The sequence below is a fragment of the Marinobacter sp. Hex_13 genome (genome assembly GCF_001566815.1).
Lineage (GTDB): Bacteria > Pseudomonadota > Gammaproteobacteria > Pseudomonadales > Oleiphilaceae > Marinobacter > Marinobacter salarius.
In genome coordinates, this window is record NZ_LSMM01000088.1 from 16,653 (window position 1) to 36,541 (window position 19,889).

Consider the following 19,889-nt stretch of genomic DNA (forward strand, 5'->3'; position numbering starts at 1 on the left):
CGGAGACTCCTGATATTGTTATTGGTTGTCGTCTGAGGAAATCTGCGGCCACGGCCCTGACTATCGGGCACCTCGATCTGCGACCATTTGCCGGAACGAATCGATGATTTCTTGCGGAGGAGTGTCCTGAAGAAGAATCTTGTGGACGCCCATCTGGTAGAGTTCTTTGACATCGTCGTCGGGGATGACACCGCCACCGGCAACGATCATGTCTTCAGCTTCCTTGTCTTTCAGAAGCTCCAGTACCTTGGGGAAAATGTGCATGTGCGCACCGGACAGCAGGCTGATGCCGAGGATGTCCACGTCTTCCTGAATGGCAGCGTCCACGACTTCTTCAGGCGTGCGATGCAGTCCGGTATAGACCACATCCATGCCGGCATCACGCAGAGCACGAGCGACCACTTTAATGCCGCGATCGTGACCATCCAGACCGATTTTTGCCAACATTACCCGAATCACAGCTGCATTTTTGTCATTGTTTTGCATCGCGTTCTCCTTGGATTAACTAATCGTGCTCCCGCTTCTTTTCAGGGGTTCACGGCAGACTTGAATCTCTTTCTGAAGCCATTTTGATGCGGTTTCCACATGCTCTCTGGCAAGTGTTTCAGCAGTCCGTGCATCACCGGCCAATACCGCGTTCAGTATTGCCTCGTGCTCTTCCCAGATCTGTTTCTGGTTTTTCTCGACAATGAGAATGTCACTCATGACGCGCCTTACGTGGTTCCAGTGCGCCTCCATTGAGTCAAGGATGAAGGTGTTACCCGCCAGCTCGTAGATGAAGCCATGAAAGCGCATGTCAGCATCGATCAGAGCGGGGAGATCATGTGCTTTCCCTGCCGCGAAACCTTCGGCAATGATGTCCTCACCTCGCTTTCGCGCCCCGGCATCCACTCGCTGGGCGGCAAGCCCGGCACTCACCAGATCGATCCCACACCGGAATTCGTACAGCTGCGCCACAAAACTCTCATCAAGCACCGACACCATCAGGCCCCGACGCCCTACCGCTGACAGGAACCCGTCATCACGCAGACGCTGCATAGCCTGGCTTACCGGCAACCGCGAGACATCAAGTCTCTCGGCCAGCGTCTCTTGTGTGACCCGCTCACCCGGCTTGAGCAAACCTTCAACGATCGCATTGACCACAGAGTCGTAAATCAACTCCGGCAGGTTTTTTTCGGTTTGAATTTTTTTCATTGATCGCACCCCACGACGCAACTCCTTTTTGTCGTTTGCATACAGTATTCACCATGTAATACCTGATCGATTTACAAGCATATTAGACCTTTGTCTAACATTTGAGCATTCAGGGACACATAAAACGTCAGCGGGCCCAAGAAATGGGCTCGCTGATAAACGCGAAAAAAAGAGGAGAACTCGAAAGGAGGGGTCAGGAGACGCTGGTCAGCGTTTCGGCGGCGGCTCCAGCAAATCAATACCGGCGTCGTAAACCGCATTGAGGAAATCCACCAGAACGACCGCAGACAGGCCCCATATCTGATAGCGTTCCCAGCGATAACAGGGCACATAGAAGGTATTGTTGAGGAAGTTGAGCGGATCTGTGCGTTCTCGATTGTCGTCCAGGAAAAACTCAACGGGCACCCGGAAAATACTATCGATTTCCGCAGGATTGGCTTGAAGAGGGTGATCGCCGGGTATCACCCCTACGTAAGGCGTTACGAGAATCTGATGCAGCGACATGACCTGGCTCAGCGGCGCAATCAGTTCCACCTGGTCTGGTGGCAGCCCGATTTCCTCGTGGGTCTCGCGCAGCGCGGTATCGGCCAGGGAATGGTCTTCCGGATCGCGCCGGCCGCCTGGGAAAGACACCTGCCCCCGGTGGGTACTCAGGTTTTCCGACCTCAGGGTAAACACGATTTCAGGGTTTCCGTGGTCATTGGTGACCGGGACGAGTACGGCTGCTTCGGGGTAATCCAATGTCAACAAACGGGGTACATAGCCTGACAGGCGTTTGGTGAGAAGATCGCGCAAAACACGGCTCCGTTAAGACTTCTGACTGTTGAATGAGACACCGGCAGCGCAGATAGTTACACTTGCTACCAACACACATTTGTCCAGTATATGGTGAAACAGATGAAATACTGCAGCACATGCGGCCATCCTGTCGAACAGCGCATCCCCCAAGGCGACAATCGCCACCGCTACGTGTGCATCGGTTGTGAAACCATACATTACCAGAATCCCCGCATCGTCGCCGGTACGGTTCCCGTCTGGAAAGGGCGGGTTCTGCTATGCCGCCGCGCTATCGAGCCCCGCTATGGTTACTGGACGCTGCCTGCAGGGTTTATGGAAAACTCGGAAACCACCCTCGAAGCGGCCACCAGGGAAACCCGGGAAGAGGCGCTTGCAGAAGTGACGGTGGACAATCTCTACACCATCATTCATGTGCCACACATTGATCAGGTACACATGTTCTATCGCGCCACCCTCACCAGCGAAGACTTCGGGGCCGGCGAAGAGTCGCTGGAAACCCAGCTGTTTGCGCTGGAAGACATTCCCTGGGATGAGCTGTCGTTCCCCACTGTCCGTCGCACCCTTGAGCTCTATGTGGAAGACGTTCGCAATGAACACTTCCCAGTGCATGTGGACGACATTCGGTACCGGATGGGGCCTCGTGCCTAAATATCCACGCCTGGCCGCCGCTACAGCGCTTCCATACGAAACACCTCGTAGGCGGGCTCTTCATAGGGATGCGCCTGTTTCAACGCTCGAAGTGCCGCCTGAATAAGGTCGTCCTTGCACACCAGCTCAACGCGGAATTCGTCCACACGCTCAATTTCCCCTGCCTGGCCCAAAAAAGGCTGGCTGCCATCCAGCGGACGAAACTGCCCCTGACCTTTACATTGCCAGGCACAGCAATCGTAATCTCCAATACGCCCGGCACCCACTTCAAAAAGGGCGCTTTTGGTCGTTTCAAGATGACTCTCAGGCACGAAATAACACATCTTGTACATTCGTCAGATCCTCCCTTGAACTCCGTTGTGTCAGAACAGAATCGGGCCATTCCGACACCCTTCCAACGGATAATTTTTGTACAGATTAAGCATTTAGCTACTTACCCACAGAATCTGTGGATAACTCTGGGGAAAGTTTTGGGGAACATGCCCCCATCCCCCGGAATTACTGCACTTTTGTTAAATTGGCGACAAATTCACCTACTTAATTAAGTTCTTATATTTCATATAGTTATAGCTGTCGAACAAAAAATGAACCTAAACCCAGTGCTTTGTGCACATTGCACACAGCATGGCACCAGGAATGTGCATAAACCGTTTGAGTCAAGGGGATTTTCGCACTTATAAACAAAAATTTCCCTTGAAAATTCTTGAAAACTCCCGTCGCCAGAAACAAAAAAGCCGGCCCTGGATGAGTCACCTTTATGGTGCGTCCGGGGCCGGCTTTTTTAGCTCAGGCTATGGCTTTAGCTGAACCAACGCCTCGCATTACGGAACATTCGGATCCATGGCGCGTCTTCACCCCAATCGGCAGGGTGCCACGAAAGCTGGGAGGTTCTGAATACCCGTTCGGGATGGGGCATCAAGATGGTGACCCGTCCATCCTTTGTGGTCACACCGGTTATGCCCGCCTCAGATCCGTTAGGGTTCCATGGGTAACGTGTGGTGACCTCGCCGCGGTTATCCACGTAGCGCAGCGCGATCAGCTCGCTATCACTCAATTGGTCTGCAGACGTGCCAGCCGGGAACTCAACCCTGCCCTCACCATGGGCAACCGCTATCGGCATCCTGGAGCCGGCCATGCCTTCCATGAACGCCGACGGAGAAGCGGGCACCTCCGCCATCACCAACCGGGCTTCGAACTGCTCCGACTGGTTACGTACGAAACGCGGCCAGCCTTCGCTGCCGGGAATCAGTTCGTGCAGGTTGGACAGCATCTGACAACCGTTACAAACGCCAAGTGCCAAGGTGTCCTGACGGTTGAAGAATGCGGCAAACTGATCACGAACCCGATCATTGAACAGGATGGACTTGGCCCAGCCCTCACCTGCACCCAGAACATCCCCATAAGAGAAGCCACCACAGGCTACCAGGCTGTTAAACCCTTCCAGGGAAACCCGGCCGGAGAGCAGGTCACTCATGTGAACATCCACGGACTCGAACCCGGCACGGTCAAAGGCGGCGGCCATTTCAACCTGTCCATTAACACCCTGCTCCCGCAGCACCGCCACCCGAGGACTGGCCCCTGTGTTGATGTATGGCGCGGAAACATCGTCGTTGAGGTCAAACGTCAGTTCCGCGTGAAGCCCCGGGTCACTGCTGTCCAGCAGGTTGTCGAACTCCTCCTGAGCGCAATCGGCGTTGTCACGGAGCGACTGCACGCGATAGCTGGTTTCCGCCCAAAGACGCTGCAGGTCCGCCCGCGGTCGGGATATGACCGACTGTCCCTCAAAGGTATAGCGGATGTGGTCGTCCTGGTTGACGGTACCGATTACCGAGGTGTGGTCACCAAGACCCGCTGCCGAAAACTGCTGTAGTACAAACCCGGTATCCTCCCGACGAACCTGGATCACGGCGCCAAGTTCCTCATTGAAGAGCTCACGAGCGAACTGGGACGCATCTTCCGCAAGACCATCGAGTTTGATGTCGATACCGGTGTGCCCGGCAAAGCTCATCTCAGCCAGGGTGACGAACAGGCCACCATCCGAACGGTCATGATACGCCAGCAGCTTGCTGTCTGCGTTCAGGCCCTGGATAACCGCGAAAAACGCCTTGATGTCTTCCGGATCGTCCAGATCCGGTGCTACCGCACCCACCTGCCGGTAGACCTGCGCCAGTGCCGAGCCACCGAGGCGGTTCTGTCCCGCCGCAAGATCAACCAGAATCAGATCCGTATCGCCCGCATCTGTTGCCAGCTGAGGGGTCAATGTTCTGTCCACATCCGTCACCGGTGCGAAACCGCTGATGATCAGCGACAACGGGGCCGTAACACTTTTTTGCTCGCCGCCATCCTCTTCCCAGACCGTCTTCATGGACATGGAATCCTTGCCCACCGGAATGGTGATACCCAGTGCAGGACAAAGCTCCATACCAACCGCACGAACGGTTTCATAGAGGTTTTCATCCTCACCCGGGTGCCCTGCCGCGGCCATCCAGTTGGCGGACAGCCGAATATCCGACAATTTGGCGACAGGGGCGGCCGCCAGGTTGGTAATCACTTCGCCCACTGCCATGCGCCCGGATGCAGGCGCATCGATAACCGCAACCGGTGTGCGCTCACCCATGGCCATGGCTTCGCCTGTTTTCACATCAAAAGACGACGAGGTAACCGCCACATCACTGACAGGCACCTGCCAGGGGCCCGCCATCTGGTCACGCGCGACAAGCCCCGTGATGGTTCGGTCACCAATGGTGATCAGAAAACTCTTTGAGCCCACCGACGGCAGCCTCAGAACACGGCTTACCGCATCGTTCAGATCAATTTTTGTGGAATCAAATATGGGCTTAGTGAATGAGGAACGCGAAACACTGCGATGCATGCGGGGCGGCTTGCCGAACAGCACGTCCATCGGCAAATCAACAGGGCGATCGTCGAAATAGGAATCCCCGAGTTCCAGATGGTGCGCCTCGGTGGCTTCGCCGATCACCGCATAGGGGCAACGCTCACGGCGGCAAAGGGCATCAAACTGTTCAAGGTTCTCCGGCGCCACCGCCATCACGTAACGTTCCTGGGATTCGTTGCACCAGATCTCCAGGGGCGACATGCCCGGCTCGTCGCTGGGTATGTCACGCAGTTCGAAACGGCCACCGCGACCACCGTCCTTGACCAGTTCCGGCATGGCGTTGGACAGGCCGCCGGCCCCTACGTCATGAATAAAGCATATGGGATTGTCGTCGCCCATTTGCCAGCAACGATCAATCACTTCCTGGCAGCGACGTTCCATTTCCGGGTTATCCCGCTGGACCGACGCAAAGTCCAGGTTCTCGTTGCTGGATCCGGAATCCATGGACGATGCAGCACCGCCACCCAGACCAATCAACATGGACGGGCCGCCGAGGACGATCAACTTGGCCCCCACAGGAATATTGCCTTTCTCCACATGGTTCGCCCGGATATTACCCAGGCCGCCAGCGATCATGATGGGCTTGTGATAACCGCGTACCTCTTCGCCACCGGCACCGGGCGCCACTTCCTCAAAGGTCCGGAAATACCCGGCGAGATTGGGACGGCCGAACTCATTGTTGAAGGCAGCACCGCCAATGGGACCTTCAATCATGATATCCAGAGGCGAGGCAATTCGTTCCGGCTTCCCGTAACCAAGTTCCCAGGGCTGCGGGTCATTCGGTAGGTTAAGGTTGGATACCGTGAACCCGCTGAGGCCCGCCTTCGGTTTGGAACCACGCCCGGTTGCCCCTTCATCACGGATCTCACCACCAGAACCGGTTGCAGCACCAGCCGCCGGCGCTATCGCGGTCGGATGGTTGTGGGTTTCCACTTTCATCAGGATATGGATATCTTCCTCATGATAGCGATACACACCGGTTTCGGGCTCCGGGAAGAAACGCCCCCCACGGCTGCCGGCGATAACCGACGCGTTGTCCTTATAAGCGGAAAGCACGCCCTCGCTGTTCATCTCAAAGGTATTGCGAATCATCGCAAACAGGGATTTTTCCTGCCCTTCGCCGTCGATATCCCAGGAGGCGTTGAAAATTTTGTGGCGGCAATGTTCTGAGTTGGCCTGCGCGAACATCATCAACTCAACATCGGTGGGATCACGTTCCAGGTCCGAGAAGGACTTAACCAGGTAATCGATCTCGTCTTCAGCCAGCGCAAGGCCCAGTGAGCGATTGGCATCTACCAGTGCCTGACGCCCACCAGAAAGCACCGGAACACGGTTAAGGGTGCGCGGCTCGTCGGTATGGAACAACAATTCCGCACCGCCCATCTCGTGGAAGACTTTCTGGGTCATGCGGTCGTGAAGCAACGCCGCAATCTTCTCCCGCTGCTCGAGGCTCAGCTTGCGGTTGGCTTTCACGTAATAGGCGATACCCCGCTCAATCCGCCGAATCTGCCGCAGGCCACAGTTACGGGCGATGTCCGTCGCTTTGCTTGACCAAGGTGAAAGGGTGCCCGGGCGCGGAACCACCAGGAAAAGTACGCCATCAGGCTCTTCGGCGGAAACACTGGGACCGTATGTCAGAAGGCGATCAAGTACCGCCTGATCGGATTCGGACAGCGGGAACTCAAGATCCGTGAAGTGCATGAACTCGGCATACACATGTTCCACCGCAGGCACGATGTCCTGGAGGCGAGTATGCAGCTTGCGGGAACGAAAGGGCGAGAGCGCGGGAGCGCCGCGAAGTTCAAGCATGATCAAAACCTGTACGCGCGAGACTGGGAGCCGGTGCAGCATCCTGTGTTCCGTATCGACGGAGTACAAGGCAAACAGGAAAAGGCCGGCCATCTGAAAGGCCGCAATGATACTTGAAACACGCACCGGGATACAGCGTCAAAAGGTTATAAACCGGCCGCTATAATTTACATTGTTTTGCACATTAACTGAGCAGATTCATTGACCACCCCAGTATGACCGGGGATCATTACAGTTGAGCCAGGGAGGCTCCGTATTGAGTGAACATCGGTTAAACTCTCCAAAGCTGTGCTGGCATGCCACTTGCTGCTTTTTCAGTAACGCAAGAAGTGCGAGCGAGGTAGCAGGGAGTGATCGGACATCAGGGGAAACACCGTAACACTCAGCGTCCTGCATCAAGGGAGTTCAGGAATTTGCCTAAGAACCGTCGTCAGCCGTACACGGCCATCGCGAAATACACCTGCCTACTGTCAATAATCCTGACAGTTGCAGGATGCTCAAGGCCAAGCACTCTTCAGGAGATCCGTTCCGAGGGTGTGCTCCACGTTATCACCCGGAATGCGCCATCGGTTTATTTTGAAGGCCGTGATGGCCCCACTGGTTATGACTACGAACTGGCGCGCCTGTTCGCAGAGGACCTGGGCGTTGAGCTCAAGGTTCGCGTTGCGAAGGACAACACCAGCGTGCTGTCGATACTCGATCAGGACTACGCTCACATCGGTCTGGCAGGACTGTCCTCGCGCCCCGATTTTCAGCAGCGCTACCAGAAGGTTGCCAACGGCATCGAAGCCGAATCCGTGGTGGTCTATAACCGCGAAGTTGACCGCCCGGAATCCCTGGAGGATCTTGAGGGGCAGACTATCCATCTGGTGGCGGACAGCAATCACGAACACCAACTGGAACAGTTCAGTGCCAACAACAGCGGCCTTCAGTGGACCATGCACGCCGGTCTGGACGCCGCTGGCATCCTCTCGCGGGTGGAATCCGGCGAGTTCCCGCTGGCCATCGTATCCTCCAACGAACTCGAGCTGAACCATGTGTTCTTCTCGAAGGTCAAGAGCGCGTTCAGCCTCGGAGAGCCCGAACCATTACTGTGGCTCTTTCCCAGCGAGCAGGACCAGAGTCTGGCCAATGCCGCCGAACAGTTTATTCAGGAGCTGCGGGACGACGGCACACTGGCGCATATTTCCGAGCGATTCTACGGTCATCTCGACCGCCTGGACTATGTTGGCGCGCGGACCTTTGTTCATCACGTGGAAAACCGCCTGCCCAAGTACGAAAGCCTGTTTCGCGATTACGCCAAGACCTACGAACTGGACTGGCGACTGCTGGCCGCCATGGGCTACCAGGAGTCCCACTGGCGCCCTAATGCAGTCTCGCCGACCGGTGTTCGCGGACTGATGATGTTAACGCGGAATACAGCCAGCCATATCGGCATCAATAATCGCCTCGATGCCGAGGAAAGCATCCAGGGTGGCGCAAAGTATTTCACCATCGTGCATAGCCGGGTCCCCGATCGCATTCCCGAACCGGACCGGACCTGGTTTGCACTCGCCTCCTATAACGTTGGCTGGGGGCACGTGGAGGATGCCCGCAGGCTGACCGAAGGGGCCGGCAGAAACCCTGACCGCTGGATGGACGTCAAGGAATTCCTGCCTCTGCTTGCCCAGAAGGAATGGTATTCCAAAACGCGGTTTGGCTACGCCAGGGGGCATGAACCGGTGATTTACGTTCAGAACATACGCCGCTACTACGATTTCCTGGCCTGGCTGACGGAGCCAACAAAGGTAGCGGAAACTGAGGAAAAGCCCTGGTTCAAAGAGCTGGAGGGTATGGAAAAGATTGTCGGCCCCGTCGATGGCAAGGAAAACAACAGCGACATCAGGGCGTCGCTGCCAGAGGAATTCGGTTTCGTCCCACCAACGCTATAGCCGTTGCTCAAGCGCGTTTTCCACGTGCTCGGAGGAAAACCCCCGACGGGCAAGAAAGCGGGCCTGGCGAGCTTTTTCATCCCAGTCATCGCGGATATCGCTGAGCCCGAACCGCTTCTCCCGAAGCAGCGTCGCCCGGTCGGACCAGTCCGTGTCGTTCATTTCCCGGACGCAGGACGGCGTCTCCTGGATACCCCTTTGCTGGAGTTCAGCCTGGATTCTCAGCGGCCCGTAGCCCAGATCCATCCGCTGCCGGGCATAGACCTCCGCGAATCGCTCATCACTCAACCAACCTTCGGTTTCATAGTCGTCCAGAACCTGCTCAATAACATCCGATTCGATCTTCCTCTGCTTGAGCTTAAGCGCGAGTTCCAAACGGCTGTGCTCCCGTCTGGCGAGCAGTCGCAACGCGGCGGAACGCGCCTTGTGGTCCTGATCTTCCGGATTTGATGCTTTTCCCATTCAGACTCTTCCCGCAAATGCCGACAAAACGCTAGACTAGCCCCCACCTAATACAGCTGACCGTTCAATTCCATGGATCGATCAGCTGACGTACCCGGCACCCGGAACTCCGGACAACGCCGATGGCTGGTGCCTGCTTACTTTGCCGGCACCGGGAACTGGTTTCAATATCAAAGGATAACCCCATGGCCGCATTCATCCAGAAACTGTTTGGAAATCGCAAAGCAACCGCGACTGCCGTTACCCCTCGCAAGGAAGCTACGAAGGAAGAGGCCGACAAGACAAGCAGGCAGGATGACCAACGAGAGCTGCAGGCAGAAGCACTGAAAGCCAACCCGTCCGAAGGCGAACTCGAGGAACTGGCCATTGGCGGCCTGACAGCAGGTATACGCAGCGAGGCGGCGGAAGCACTGACAGAAAAAGCCACCCTGCAGCGCGTCCAGAAGCTTGCCAAAGGCAAGGACAAAGGGGTCTATCAAATCGTTCGCCAGAAGCTGCAACGTATTCGCGACGACGAAGATCGACAACGAAAACTGGCCGAAACCATTCAAACCATCGTGCGTCATGCGGTTGAGCAGGCCCGCAGCGACGACACGAAGTTGTTTGAGGCGCGTCTGGACGCACTCCTCCAAAAGTGGGCTGATGTGGAAACTCAGGCCTCACAGGAACAAACCACGGAGTTCCTGCAGGCTGTTCACCAGTGCCGCGAACGGCTGCGCGAGATGCAGGCCGAAAAGGATCAGCTGAGGCATCAGCAAGAGCAAAAGAGCCAACGGGCGGAAACGTTGTCCTTACTGGAAGACACCCTTGACGAACTGAAACATCAGGATCCGGACCTGGAACCCTCCCTGGCCTCCCTGGATGCCTTGCAGAAAACCCAGGAGAACCGCTGGCTGGAAGCCACCCGGGACACCCAGGTGGAGAAACAGGAACAGAAAACCTACGAGAACCTGATGCAGTCGCTGCGGAGTTATATATCCGCAGTCAAGCGCCTCGGCCAGCACCGCGACGAGATCATGGCACTGCAGGCCACCGCCAGCAGTGACACCGATGATAGCAAGCAGACCGACCAAGCCAGGGTGATACTGGAAACCGTCGACTGGCCCCGCGATTTCAGGCGCCCCACCGTGCTGGACGCTCTGAATCGCCTTGCGGGAAAACCCCGCCCTGCAAAAACCAACAAGCCAGACTCGGAAGAACAGAAGGCCTTGGCTGATTCGCTTCGGCAGGTGTTGGATAAGCTGGAGGAAGCTCTCGAATCCAAGCAGTTGAAGGAGTCCCGCCAGCACTTCAAGGCCGCACAACAACTCGCAAAAGGCCTTGATCATCGCCACGGCAAATCACTGCAACCACGAATGCACCTGCTCGGAGGCCAGCTTCGCGAACTGACAGACTGGCAGGGCTTTGCAACGCGCCCGAAACAGGAGTCGCTGTGCGAACAGATGGAATACCTGGCAAACCAGCCCATGGAACCGGAAGCCAAGGCTGAGCGAATCAAGGAACTGCAGAATGAGTGGCGGGGTTTGGGAGGTTCTTCCGATCGCGACTTGTGGTCACGGTTCAAGCAGGCCTCGGATCAGGCGTATGAGCCCTGCAAGGCCTATTTCTCTGCCAAGTCCGGGCTGAAACAGGCAAACCTGGAAACCCGCAAGACGATTTGCGATCAGCTGGGCACATTCCTCGACAACGCCGACTGGAATAACATTGACTGGAAAGCGGCCGAACGCATACACCAGACCGCACGTGAAGAGTGGAAAGCGGCCTGGCCCGTGGAATTTCGCGACAATCGCCCGGTTCAGAAACGGTTCGACGACCTGCTGAAACAGCTCGAGGCGCCGCTGGATACCGAGCGTAAGAAGAACGAAGCTCTTAAACAGGGTATTGTTGAGCGAGCGGAAGCCCTGATTGAACACGAGCCCCTGGGCGATGCCATGAGCCAGGCAAAAGCCCTGCAAACAGAGTGGACGAGCATTGGCATTACCCGACACCGCGAAGACCGAAAACTGTGGCAAGCGTTCCGCAAAGCCTGCGACCAGATCTTTGCGCGAAGGGATGCCCGCAAGAATGAGCAGGAACAGCTTTCCCGTGAGGCGGATGAAAAAGCGGGGCCGGTGCTTGAAGCCTGCCAATCGGCGGGCTCCGATAGCAGCCTTGATGTGCTCAAAGCGACACTGGCTGAACTTGACTCGCTCAGAAACGAGCCATTGTCTGCGGGCAGCAAAGAGCGAGTCAGCCAGGAACGCAGTCGCCTTTCAGGGCTGGTTTCGACCCGCCAGCTGCAGGATCAGATAGATACCTGGAAAACTTGGATCAACGCCCGGAGTTCGAGCACCCTGGACAGCGAGGCACTGCCACAGCATTGGGCCGGTCTGGCTGCCGATGTGGGCCAGCCAGACCCGGTAGAACTGGTGATTCGGGCGGAGATACTGGCGGAAGTGCCGTCACCGGCGGAAGACCAGGGCCGTCGCATGGAAATTCAGGTACAGCGACTTGCCGAAGGCATGGGCAACGCTTCTTCGGACAGCGACAAATCAAGGCAACTGGAAATGCTGGTTGCCAACTGGTGTGTGGTTCAACCAGTGGATGTTGTCAGTGAGCCCCTGGCTGAACGGCTTGGCAAGGCGTTGGAGGCTGTACTGCGGGAGAGCTAACCATCGCGCTGATGGCTTTTCATTCCCGCTGATGGCTCTTTTATTCGCGCTGATGGCTCTTCACAAACTCCCTGGCCTCCCGAACGGCGGTCAGGGCCTGTTTTTTCATGGTCTCGAGTTCGCCGTCGGCGAGGTAGAACATCATATCGATGCTGTGGCGGTAGTATTTGGCTGGCAGCCGATTCAGCGCCACACACATCACGTCGGTCAGGTAGTCCTGGCTGTCACCATCCCCTCTTGTTTCATCAATGGCTTCCGCAACCAGCGGCTCGTAAAAGTTATCGATGGCATCTCTCAGGGACATCGCCTTGCTCCTGCTTGTGATGGGTACCTGTCTACACCATAGAACCCTACCCTGAAATTGTCATGACCGGATTGAGCAGTTTCGCCAATTCGATTGGCAGTGCTCGTCATTACGCTTACCCGTCAGGACCCGCTATGGTTACCCTTCGCGATGCTATTACTGAGTCAACGACCAACAGAGGACAGGAAATGACCACCGAAGCCTATATCTTCGATGCGGTTCGTACGCCCCGGGGGCGCGGCAAGAAAGACGGTGCCCTGCACAGCGTTAAACCCATTACCCTGCTGACCACCGTTCTCAAGGCGCTACAGGAGAGAAACAGCCTGGACACCGCCCAGGTGGACGACATCGTTATGGGCTGCGTGACCGCGGTTGGCGACCAGGGTGCGGATATTGCCAAAACCGCCGCCCTGGCCGCGGACTGGGACGAAGTTGTAGCCGGTGTCACCCTGAACCGATTCTGTGCATCCGGCCTTGAGGCCGTCAACCTGGCGGCGATGAAGGTTCGTTCCGGGTGGGAAGACCTGGTGGTTGCCGGCGGTGTTGAAGGCATGTCTCGCGTTCCCATGGGTTCCGATGGCGGTGCCTGGGCCACGGACCCGGCCACCAACCTGCACACTGGCTTCATGCCACAGGGCATCGGCGCGGACCTGATTGCAACACTGGAAGGCTTTAGCCGGGAGGATGTAGACGGGTTTGCGGTGAAGTCACAACAAAAGGCCGCCAACGCCTGGGAAAAAGGCTATTTTTCAAAGTCCATCGTTCCGGTTACCGACCAGAATGGCGTGATGATCCTGGATCGTGACGAGCATGTACGCGGCAACACCACGGTGGAATCCCTGTCCAGCCTCAAGCCCTCGTTCCAGATGATGGGTGAAATGGGCTTCGACGGCGTCGCCCGGGAAAAATACCACTACGTGGAGAAAATCAATCACGTACATCATGCCGGCAACTCCTCCGGCATTGTGGATGGCGCCACGGCGCTCCTTATTGGCAGCGAAGCCAAGGGCAAGGCCATGGGGCTCAAACCCCGAGCACGTATCCTGGCCACAGCGGTCACCAGCACCGACCCCACTATCATGCTGACCGGCCCTGCCCCGGCGGCTCGCAAGGCGCTGGAAAAAGCTGGCATGACAGTCGACCAGATCGACTTGTTCGAAGTAAACGAAGCGTTTGCCTCCGTGGTGATGCGCTTCCAGAAGGAGTTGTCGGTTCCGGACGAAAAAGTGAACGTGAACGGCGGTGCTATCGCCATGGGCCACCCACTGGGGGCCACTGGCGCTATGATCCTGGGCACCCTGCTCGACGAACTGGAGCGGAGAGAACTGCGCTACGGCCTGGCCACCCTGTGTGTGGGTGGTGGAATGGGTATTGCCACCATCATTGAGCGCGTCTGAGCCGACGACTGATTCTGAGAGGAGAACCAACTATGAGCGCCATTCACTACGACCTGGGTTCAGACCAGATCCTGACCCTGACCATCGACATGCCCGGCCAGTCCGCCAACACCATGAACGCCGATTTTCGAGCGGCACTGACGGAGACAGTGGGCAAGGTTAAAAGCGATCTCGACAATATCCGCGGCATTATTGTCACCTCCGCCAAGAAAACCTTCTTTGCCGGCGGTGACCTGAAAGAGCTGTACAAAGTAACCCGGGAAGACGCCGGTGCCTTTGAAGACATGGTCAACGGCATGAAAGCCGAGATGCGCGTCCTCGAAACCAGCGGCAAACCCATCGTGGCAGCCATCAATGGCTCTGCCCTCGGTGGTGGTCTGGAAATCTGCCTGGCGTGCCATCACCGGGTTGTTCTGGACGAAGACAAGATTCAACTGGGCCTTCCGGAAGTCACCCTTGGACTGTTGCCCGGTGGCGGCGGCACTCAACGCCTGCCCCGTATGATCGGTTTGGAAGCGGCCTTCCCCTTCCTGATGGAAGGCAAAAAGGTAAACCCAAAAGCGGCGCTTAAGGCCGGCATTGTTAATGAACTGGCCTCGTCCACCGACGACATGATGGCCAAGGCACGGGCCTTTATCGACGCCAATCCAAAGAGCCAGCAGCCTTGGGACCAGAAAGGCTTCAAGTTTCCTGGCGGCGCGCCTCACCACCCCGCCATGGCCCAGAAACTGGCTATTGCGCCGGCAATGCTCAAGCAGAAAACCAAAGGCTGCTACCCCGCCCCGGAGCGTATCCTGTCCGCCGCCGTGGAAGGTGCCCAAGTGGACTTCGACAATGGCAGCCTGATCGAAACCCGCTATTTCGCGGAACTGGTTATTGGTCAGGTCGCCAAGAACATGACCGGCACTTTCTGGTTTCAGCTTAACGCGGTCAACGCCGGCGAAAGCCGCCCGCAGGGTGTTGAGAAGGAAACCTTCCGCAAAGTGGGCGTCCTTGGCGCCGGCATGATGGGCGCGGGCATCGCCTACTCCACCGCAACCCGAGGCCTGGATGTGGTCCTCAAGGACGTTTCCACGGAAAACGCGGAAAAAGGCAAGGCCTATTCCGAGAAACTGCTGGCGAAAAAAGTCAGCCGTGGGCGCATGACGGAAGAACAGAAAGCCGAGATATTGAACCGCATTAAGGCCACTGGTTCCGCGGACGACCTGGAAGGATGCGATCTGGTCATCGAGGCCGTTTTTGAAGACAGCAACCTGAAAGCAAAAGTCACCCAGGAAGCGGAAGCGAAACTGGCCGGGAACGGTCTCTTTGCGTCCAACACCTCCACCATTCCCATTACCCAATTGGCCAAGGCCTCGGCTCGGCCCGAAAAATTCATTGGGCTGCACTTCTTTTCGCCGGTGGACAAGATGCAACTGGTGGAAATCATCGTGGGTGAGAAAACATCTGACGACACCCTCGCCCGCGCCTTTGATTACGTCCAGCAGATCGGCAAGATCCCCATTGTGGTCAACGACAGCCGCGGGTTCTTCACCTCACGGGTGTTTGGCACCTTCGTCAATGAAGGCATCGCCATGCTGGGTGAAGGTATCCATCCGTCCAGCATCGAAAACGCAGGCGTATTGGCCGGCATGCCGGTCGGCCCGCTGGCGATTTCTGATGAAGTCAGCATGACCCTTATGCAACATATCCGCGACCAGAGCAAAAAAGACACGGAAGCGGCCGGTCAAACCTGGAACGCGCACCCGGCGGAAGCCGTCATCGACCAGATGGTCGGCAGCCACGACCGCAAGGGCAAGGCCGCCGGTGCCGGCTTCTACGAGTATCCGCAATCCGGGAAAAAGCACCTCTGGCCGGAACTGGACACACTGTTTGTCGATCGGGAAAAAGCCCGGAACACGGACCTCCAGGAGCTGAAAGACCGCATCCTGTTCATCCAGGCCATCGAAACCGTACGCTGCCTGGAAGAAGGCGTACTCCGGACCGTTGAAGACGCCAACATCGGCAGTATATTCGGTATTGGCTTTGCCCCCTGGACCGGCGGTGCCATCCAGTTCATCAACCAATACGGTGTCAGAGCCTTTGCAGAACGGGCAAAAGTCCTGGCCAAGCGCTTTGGTGAGCGATTCAACCCACCCCGTCTGTTGCTGGACAAGGCAGAACGCAACGCGGTCTTCGAGTAATCAACCCCTTCCCTTGCCGGAGCTGCACCTGCGCGCTCCGGCAAGGGGGTCACCAAAGGTTTCTCGCTGGCTTTCCGCCGGCCCCCGCGTTCACAAATCTGACGACTTCATGGACAGATTGTCACGTATCGAAACTTCCCCACTATGGCAACCGGTTCTGTGCTTGCCTACAATAAAACCATGAGCCAATCCAGCGATACCCAAAAAGCGCTTAATCAACTGCCAGCGGCCGCTCATCATGGGTCCCTCTCCGCAGCGCAGGGTATCGTCCACACCGTCAGGTAACAAAGCTTATGAGCATCGCGGAACGATTTGTCACCCGTTACAGCACGACCATGGGTGGAGTCATGCCCGGCAAAAAAACCTTTGCCCTGGCTCTCACGCTCGCACTCGCTGTGCCTGTATCGGCCAATCTGGATACCGACAAGGTCTACCAGCCGGTGTCTCCAACGGTGGAGCAGGCTCGCGCCAACATATTGATTGCCCGCCAATTGCAGTTCACCCACTTCCGCGATTTGAGCATTAACGACTCGCTGTCTGGGGATGTGTTTGACGCTTATCTTGACTACCTGGATGGCCAGCGCGTCTACCTGACACAGAAAGACATCGACAAGCTCAGTGCGATTCGGCTTGGGCTCGGATCGGCGCTCAAAACCGGTCAACTGCAACCGGGTTTTGATATCTACAACCTGGTTCAGCAACGCATCATTGAACGCCTCGAGTTCGCTCTCGACCTGATCGACAACGGCATCGACAAGCTCGACTTCAGTGCCGACGAACGCATCCTGCTGGACCGCTCCGACGCCGATTGGGCCGCCGACAGGGAAGCACTGGACGACCTGTGGGTAAAAAGGATCAAGAACGCCGTCCTGGCACAACGCCTCAACGATTCCGATGACGAATCCATCAAGGAGGCTCTGCAGCGGCGCTATGAAGGCCAGTTGAAGCGCGCCTACCAGGCACGTAGCGAGGACGCGTTCCAGGCTTACATGAACGCCTTCGCGGGCATGTGGGACCCGCATACCTCCTACTTTTCACCGCGCACGTCCGAGAATTTCAATATCAACATGAGCCTGTCCCTCGAGGGCATCGGCGCAGTGCTGCAATCAGACAACGAATACACCAAGGTGGTTCGCCTGGTACCGGGTGGGCCTGCCTCAAAGCAAGGCCAGCTTGAGCCGGCAGACCGTATCGTGTCGGTCAAACAGAACGACGAGGAAAAGCCCGTCAACGTCATCGGCTGGCGCCTCGACGAGGTTGTGGATCTGATTCGCGGCCCCCGCGAATCCACGGTGACCCTGGAAGTCATCCCCGCCGATGCCCCGGATGAAACCGTCACTGAAACCATCGCCATTGAGCGGGACAAAGTGAAGCTGGAGGAACAAAGCGCCAGCAAGGAAGTCATCGAGTTCGAACGCGGCAATACCACTTACAGCATCGGCGTCATTAACATTCCCACCTTCTACGCCGACTTCAAGGCGATGCAGGATGGCGATCCCAACTACAAAAGCACCACCCGGGATGTTCGCAAACTGATCGACGAGTTGAAGGCAGATGGCGTCGATGGCGTGGTGATGGACCTCCGCAATAACGGCGGCGGCGCACTTCATGAAGCCAACGACCTGGTCGGCCTGTTCATCGAGGAAGGCCCAACGGTACAGATTCGCAACTCCAACAACGACGTACAGGTACTCAACGACGAGGACCCATCCGTTGCCTATGACGGGCCGCTGGTGGTGCTGGTCAACCGAATGAGTGCCTCCGCCTCGGAGATTTTTGCCGGTGCCATCCAGGATTACGGCCGGGGCCTTGTGGTTGGCTCCCAGACCTTCGGAAAAGGCACGGTACAGGCTGTTCGGCCGCTGAATCACGGCCAGCTGAAAATCACCCAGAGCAAGTTCTACCGCGTGTCCGGCGGCTCGACCCAGCACAAAGGCGTGATTCCGGACATAGAAATTCCGTCGCGCGTGGACAAGACCCGTATCGGCGAGGATGCGCTGGACCACGCCCTGCCCTGGGACCAGATTGAAGCCGTGCCACATGCGCGCTACTTCGACTTCAGCGGTGTTATCGATGAACTCCGGAAGCGCCACGATACCCGGTTTGAGGAAAACCCGGAGTTCAGCTTGCTGCAGAAGGAAATCGAATTCCTGAAGCAACAACGCGAACAGGAATACGTCAGCCTGAACCTTGAAAAGCGCAAGGAATATCAGTCACAGATTGAGAGCACCCGGTTGACCATCGCCAACGCACGCCGCGCCATACACGGTGAAGAAGCCTTCGAAAGCCTGGACGCGCTGGACGACTGGCAGGACGAGCAGGCGGCGGAACCAGACGGCGCAGACGACGAACTGGATTTCATTATCCGCGAAGGCGGTAACATCATGGCGGATATGCTTGAGCTGGATCAGCGCATGGCGTCCATCCTGGCTCCCAAGCAGATCACCGCCCAGGCGAACACGCTGAGCGGCAAGTCAGGCCAGTAAAGAGTTTCAGCTAAACAATCCCGACATACCGGTCAGGTTCGGGGTGCTGACCACACCCTTCTCAGTGACGATGACGTCGATCAGACTGGCCGGCGTCACATCAAACACCGGGTTAAACGCCTTCACGCCAGCGGGGGCGATCTGAACGCCCCGAACCTGCCTGAGCTCCTCCCCCTCGCGTTCTTCAATCGGGATGTCCTTCCCCGATGCGAGGGCCATATCCACCGTACTGGACGGTGCCACCACCATAAAACCGACTTTATGATGCCGGGCCAGGACAGCCAGGCTATAGGTACCAATCTTGTTGGCCACATCACCGTTGGCCGTAATTCGGTCCGCGCCGACAATCACCCAACGCACATGACCCGCCGCTAGTATCGACGCCGCCGCCCCATCTGCGTTGAGCGTCACCGGAATTCCATCCCTTGCCAGTTCCCAGGCGGTCAATCGGCTACCCTGAAGCCAAGGCCGGGTCTCATCGGCAAACACATCCTTCAACAGCTTTTTCTCATGCAGACGCCGGATCACTCCCAGCGCTGTGCCGTAGCCGCCGGTGGCAAGCGCCCCGGTATTGCAGTGGGTCAGAACCGAAAACGGTTTGCTGGCATCCATGTGGGCCAGTGCATAATCCGCCATTGCCAGATTGGCAGACAGGTCGTCCTTATGGATTTGAACCGCCGTTTCGGAGAGGCGCTTTACCGCCTCCTCCAGGGAGTGACATTCTGAGAACACCTGCTCCATTTTCTGCAGCGCCCAGAACAGGTTCACCGCCGTTGGCCGGGAGGCCGCCAGTTCGCGAATGGCCTGCTTGATCTCCGCTTTCCAGTCACCGCCACCAGCGTGCCGGGCTGCAAGAGCAACACCGTACGCGGCGCTGATTCCGATCGCCGGCGCCCCACGCACCACCATATTGCGGATACTCTGAGCCACCCCGGCGGAGCCCTCCAGCGTAATCCAGTGTTCCTGGTCCGGCAGCAGCCGCTGATCCAGCAATTCAAGACTTCCGCCATGCCAGCGAATGGCTACGGTGCCGATAGCACGGTCACCAGATGAAACAGGGGCGCGACTCATTCATTAACTCCTGAGGGTTACAAAACGGCAGTATACCTGTGTTAATACGGTAAACTCAG

The 19,889-nt window shown here is 57.1% G+C and carries 14 protein-coding genes; 6 read left to right on the top strand and 8 right to left on the bottom strand.

The window, feature by feature from the left end:
• Positions 1 to 60 precede the first annotated feature (60 nt).
• The 3 genes from AXW11_RS19920 to AXW11_RS19930 all read right to left on the bottom strand — a co-directional run bounded on the left by AXW11_RS19920 (position 61) and on the right by AXW11_RS19930 (position 1,989).
• The gene (locus tag AXW11_RS19920) at positions 61 to 486 is read right to left on the bottom strand and encodes a cobalamin B12-binding domain-containing protein (protein WP_007151650.1); all 426 of its coding nucleotides are present in this window, start codon (positions 484 to 486) and stop codon (positions 61 to 63) included.
• Positions 487 to 501: 15 nt separating this feature from the next.
• Entirely contained in the window at positions 502 to 1,194 is a 693-nt protein-coding gene (locus AXW11_RS19925; RefSeq protein WP_036206493.1) for a GntR family transcriptional regulator, read from the bottom strand.
• 207 nt (positions 1,195 to 1,401) lie between these two features.
• Positions 1,402 to 1,989: an NUDIX hydrolase gene (locus AXW11_RS19930; protein WP_007151652.1), complete on the bottom strand. Its 588-nt coding sequence runs from the start codon at positions 1,987 to 1,989 to the stop codon at positions 1,402 to 1,404.
• A gap of 102 nt (positions 1,990 to 2,091) precedes the next feature.
• Here AXW11_RS19930 and AXW11_RS19935 point away from each other — a divergent pair, with 102 nt between their 5' ends.
• A complete protein-coding gene (locus AXW11_RS19935; RefSeq protein WP_091642346.1) occupies positions 2,092 to 2,640 on the top strand; it encodes an NUDIX hydrolase in 549 nt (182 codons plus the stop codon).
• Between the two features lie 20 nt (positions 2,641 to 2,660).
• Here AXW11_RS19935 and AXW11_RS19940 read toward each other — a convergent pair whose 3' ends face one another.
• On the bottom strand, positions 2,661 to 2,972 hold the full coding sequence (locus AXW11_RS19940; RefSeq protein WP_036206488.1) for a YqfO family protein: 312 nt from the start codon (positions 2,970 to 2,972) through the stop codon (positions 2,661 to 2,663).
• A 467-nt stretch (positions 2,973 to 3,439) separates the two neighbouring features.
• Positions 3,440 to 7,345: a phosphoribosylformylglycinamidine synthase gene (gene purL, locus AXW11_RS19945; protein WP_091642436.1), complete on the bottom strand. Its 3,906-nt coding sequence runs from the start codon at positions 7,343 to 7,345 to the stop codon at positions 3,440 to 3,442.
• Between the two features lie 536 nt (positions 7,346 to 7,881).
• Here purL and mltF point away from each other — a divergent pair.
• Positions 7,882 to 9,276 (top strand): membrane-bound lytic murein transglycosylase MltF, encoded by a 1,395-nt coding sequence (mltF, locus tag AXW11_RS19950; RefSeq protein WP_374700691.1) that lies wholly within the window; start codon positions 7,882 to 7,884, stop codon positions 9,274 to 9,276.
• Here the strand turns inward: mltF and AXW11_RS19955 are convergent.
• The gene (locus AXW11_RS19955) at positions 9,271 to 9,738 is read right to left on the bottom strand and encodes a regulatory protein RecX (protein WP_085681149.1); all 468 of its coding nucleotides are present in this window, start codon (positions 9,736 to 9,738) and stop codon (positions 9,271 to 9,273) included. The two genes, mltF and AXW11_RS19955, sit on opposite strands and share 6 nt — an antisense overlap.
• 185 nt (positions 9,739 to 9,923) lie before the next feature.
• Between AXW11_RS19955 and AXW11_RS19960 the strand changes: the two genes are divergently transcribed.
• Complete coding sequence (locus AXW11_RS19960) at positions 9,924 to 12,389, top strand: DUF349 domain-containing protein (RefSeq protein WP_091642349.1); 2,466 nt, start codon at positions 9,924 to 9,926, stop codon at positions 12,387 to 12,389.
• A 40-nt stretch (positions 12,390 to 12,429) separates the two neighbouring features.
• Here the strand turns inward: AXW11_RS19960 and AXW11_RS19965 are convergent, their stop codons facing one another.
• Positions 12,430 to 12,693, bottom strand: coding sequence for a late competence development ComFB family protein (locus AXW11_RS19965; protein ID WP_041334642.1), 264 nt, complete (start codon positions 12,691 to 12,693; stop codon positions 12,430 to 12,432).
• Positions 12,694 to 12,881: 188 nt separating this feature from the next.
• Here AXW11_RS19965 and AXW11_RS19970 point away from each other — a divergent pair, with 188 nt between their 5' ends.
• The 3 genes from AXW11_RS19970 (at position 12,882) to AXW11_RS19980 (ending at position 18,759) form a co-directional block, all read left to right on the top strand.
• Positions 12,882 to 14,090: an acetyl-CoA C-acetyltransferase gene (locus AXW11_RS19970; RefSeq protein WP_075194607.1), complete on the top strand. Its 1,209-nt coding sequence runs from the start codon at positions 12,882 to 12,884 to the stop codon at positions 14,088 to 14,090.
• Between the two features lie 32 nt (positions 14,091 to 14,122).
• Entirely contained in the window at positions 14,123 to 16,273 is a 2,151-nt protein-coding gene (locus AXW11_RS19975) for a 3-hydroxyacyl-CoA dehydrogenase NAD-binding domain-containing protein (RefSeq protein ID WP_075194584.1), read from the top strand.
• A 293-nt stretch (positions 16,274 to 16,566) separates the two neighbouring features.
• Positions 16,567 to 18,759: a carboxy terminal-processing peptidase gene (locus tag AXW11_RS19980; protein ID WP_177190614.1), complete on the top strand. Its 2,193-nt coding sequence runs from the start codon at positions 16,567 to 16,569 to the stop codon at positions 18,757 to 18,759.
• 6 nt (positions 18,760 to 18,765) lie between these two features.
• Here AXW11_RS19980 and mtnA read toward each other — a convergent pair whose 3' ends face one another.
• Positions 18,766 to 19,830 carry an S-methyl-5-thioribose-1-phosphate isomerase gene (gene mtnA, locus AXW11_RS19985; protein WP_091642351.1) on the bottom strand — a complete coding sequence of 355 codons (1,065 nt, stop codon included), beginning with the start codon at positions 19,828 to 19,830 and terminating at the stop codon, positions 18,766 to 18,768.
• Positions 19,831 to 19,889: the final 59 nt, after the last annotated feature.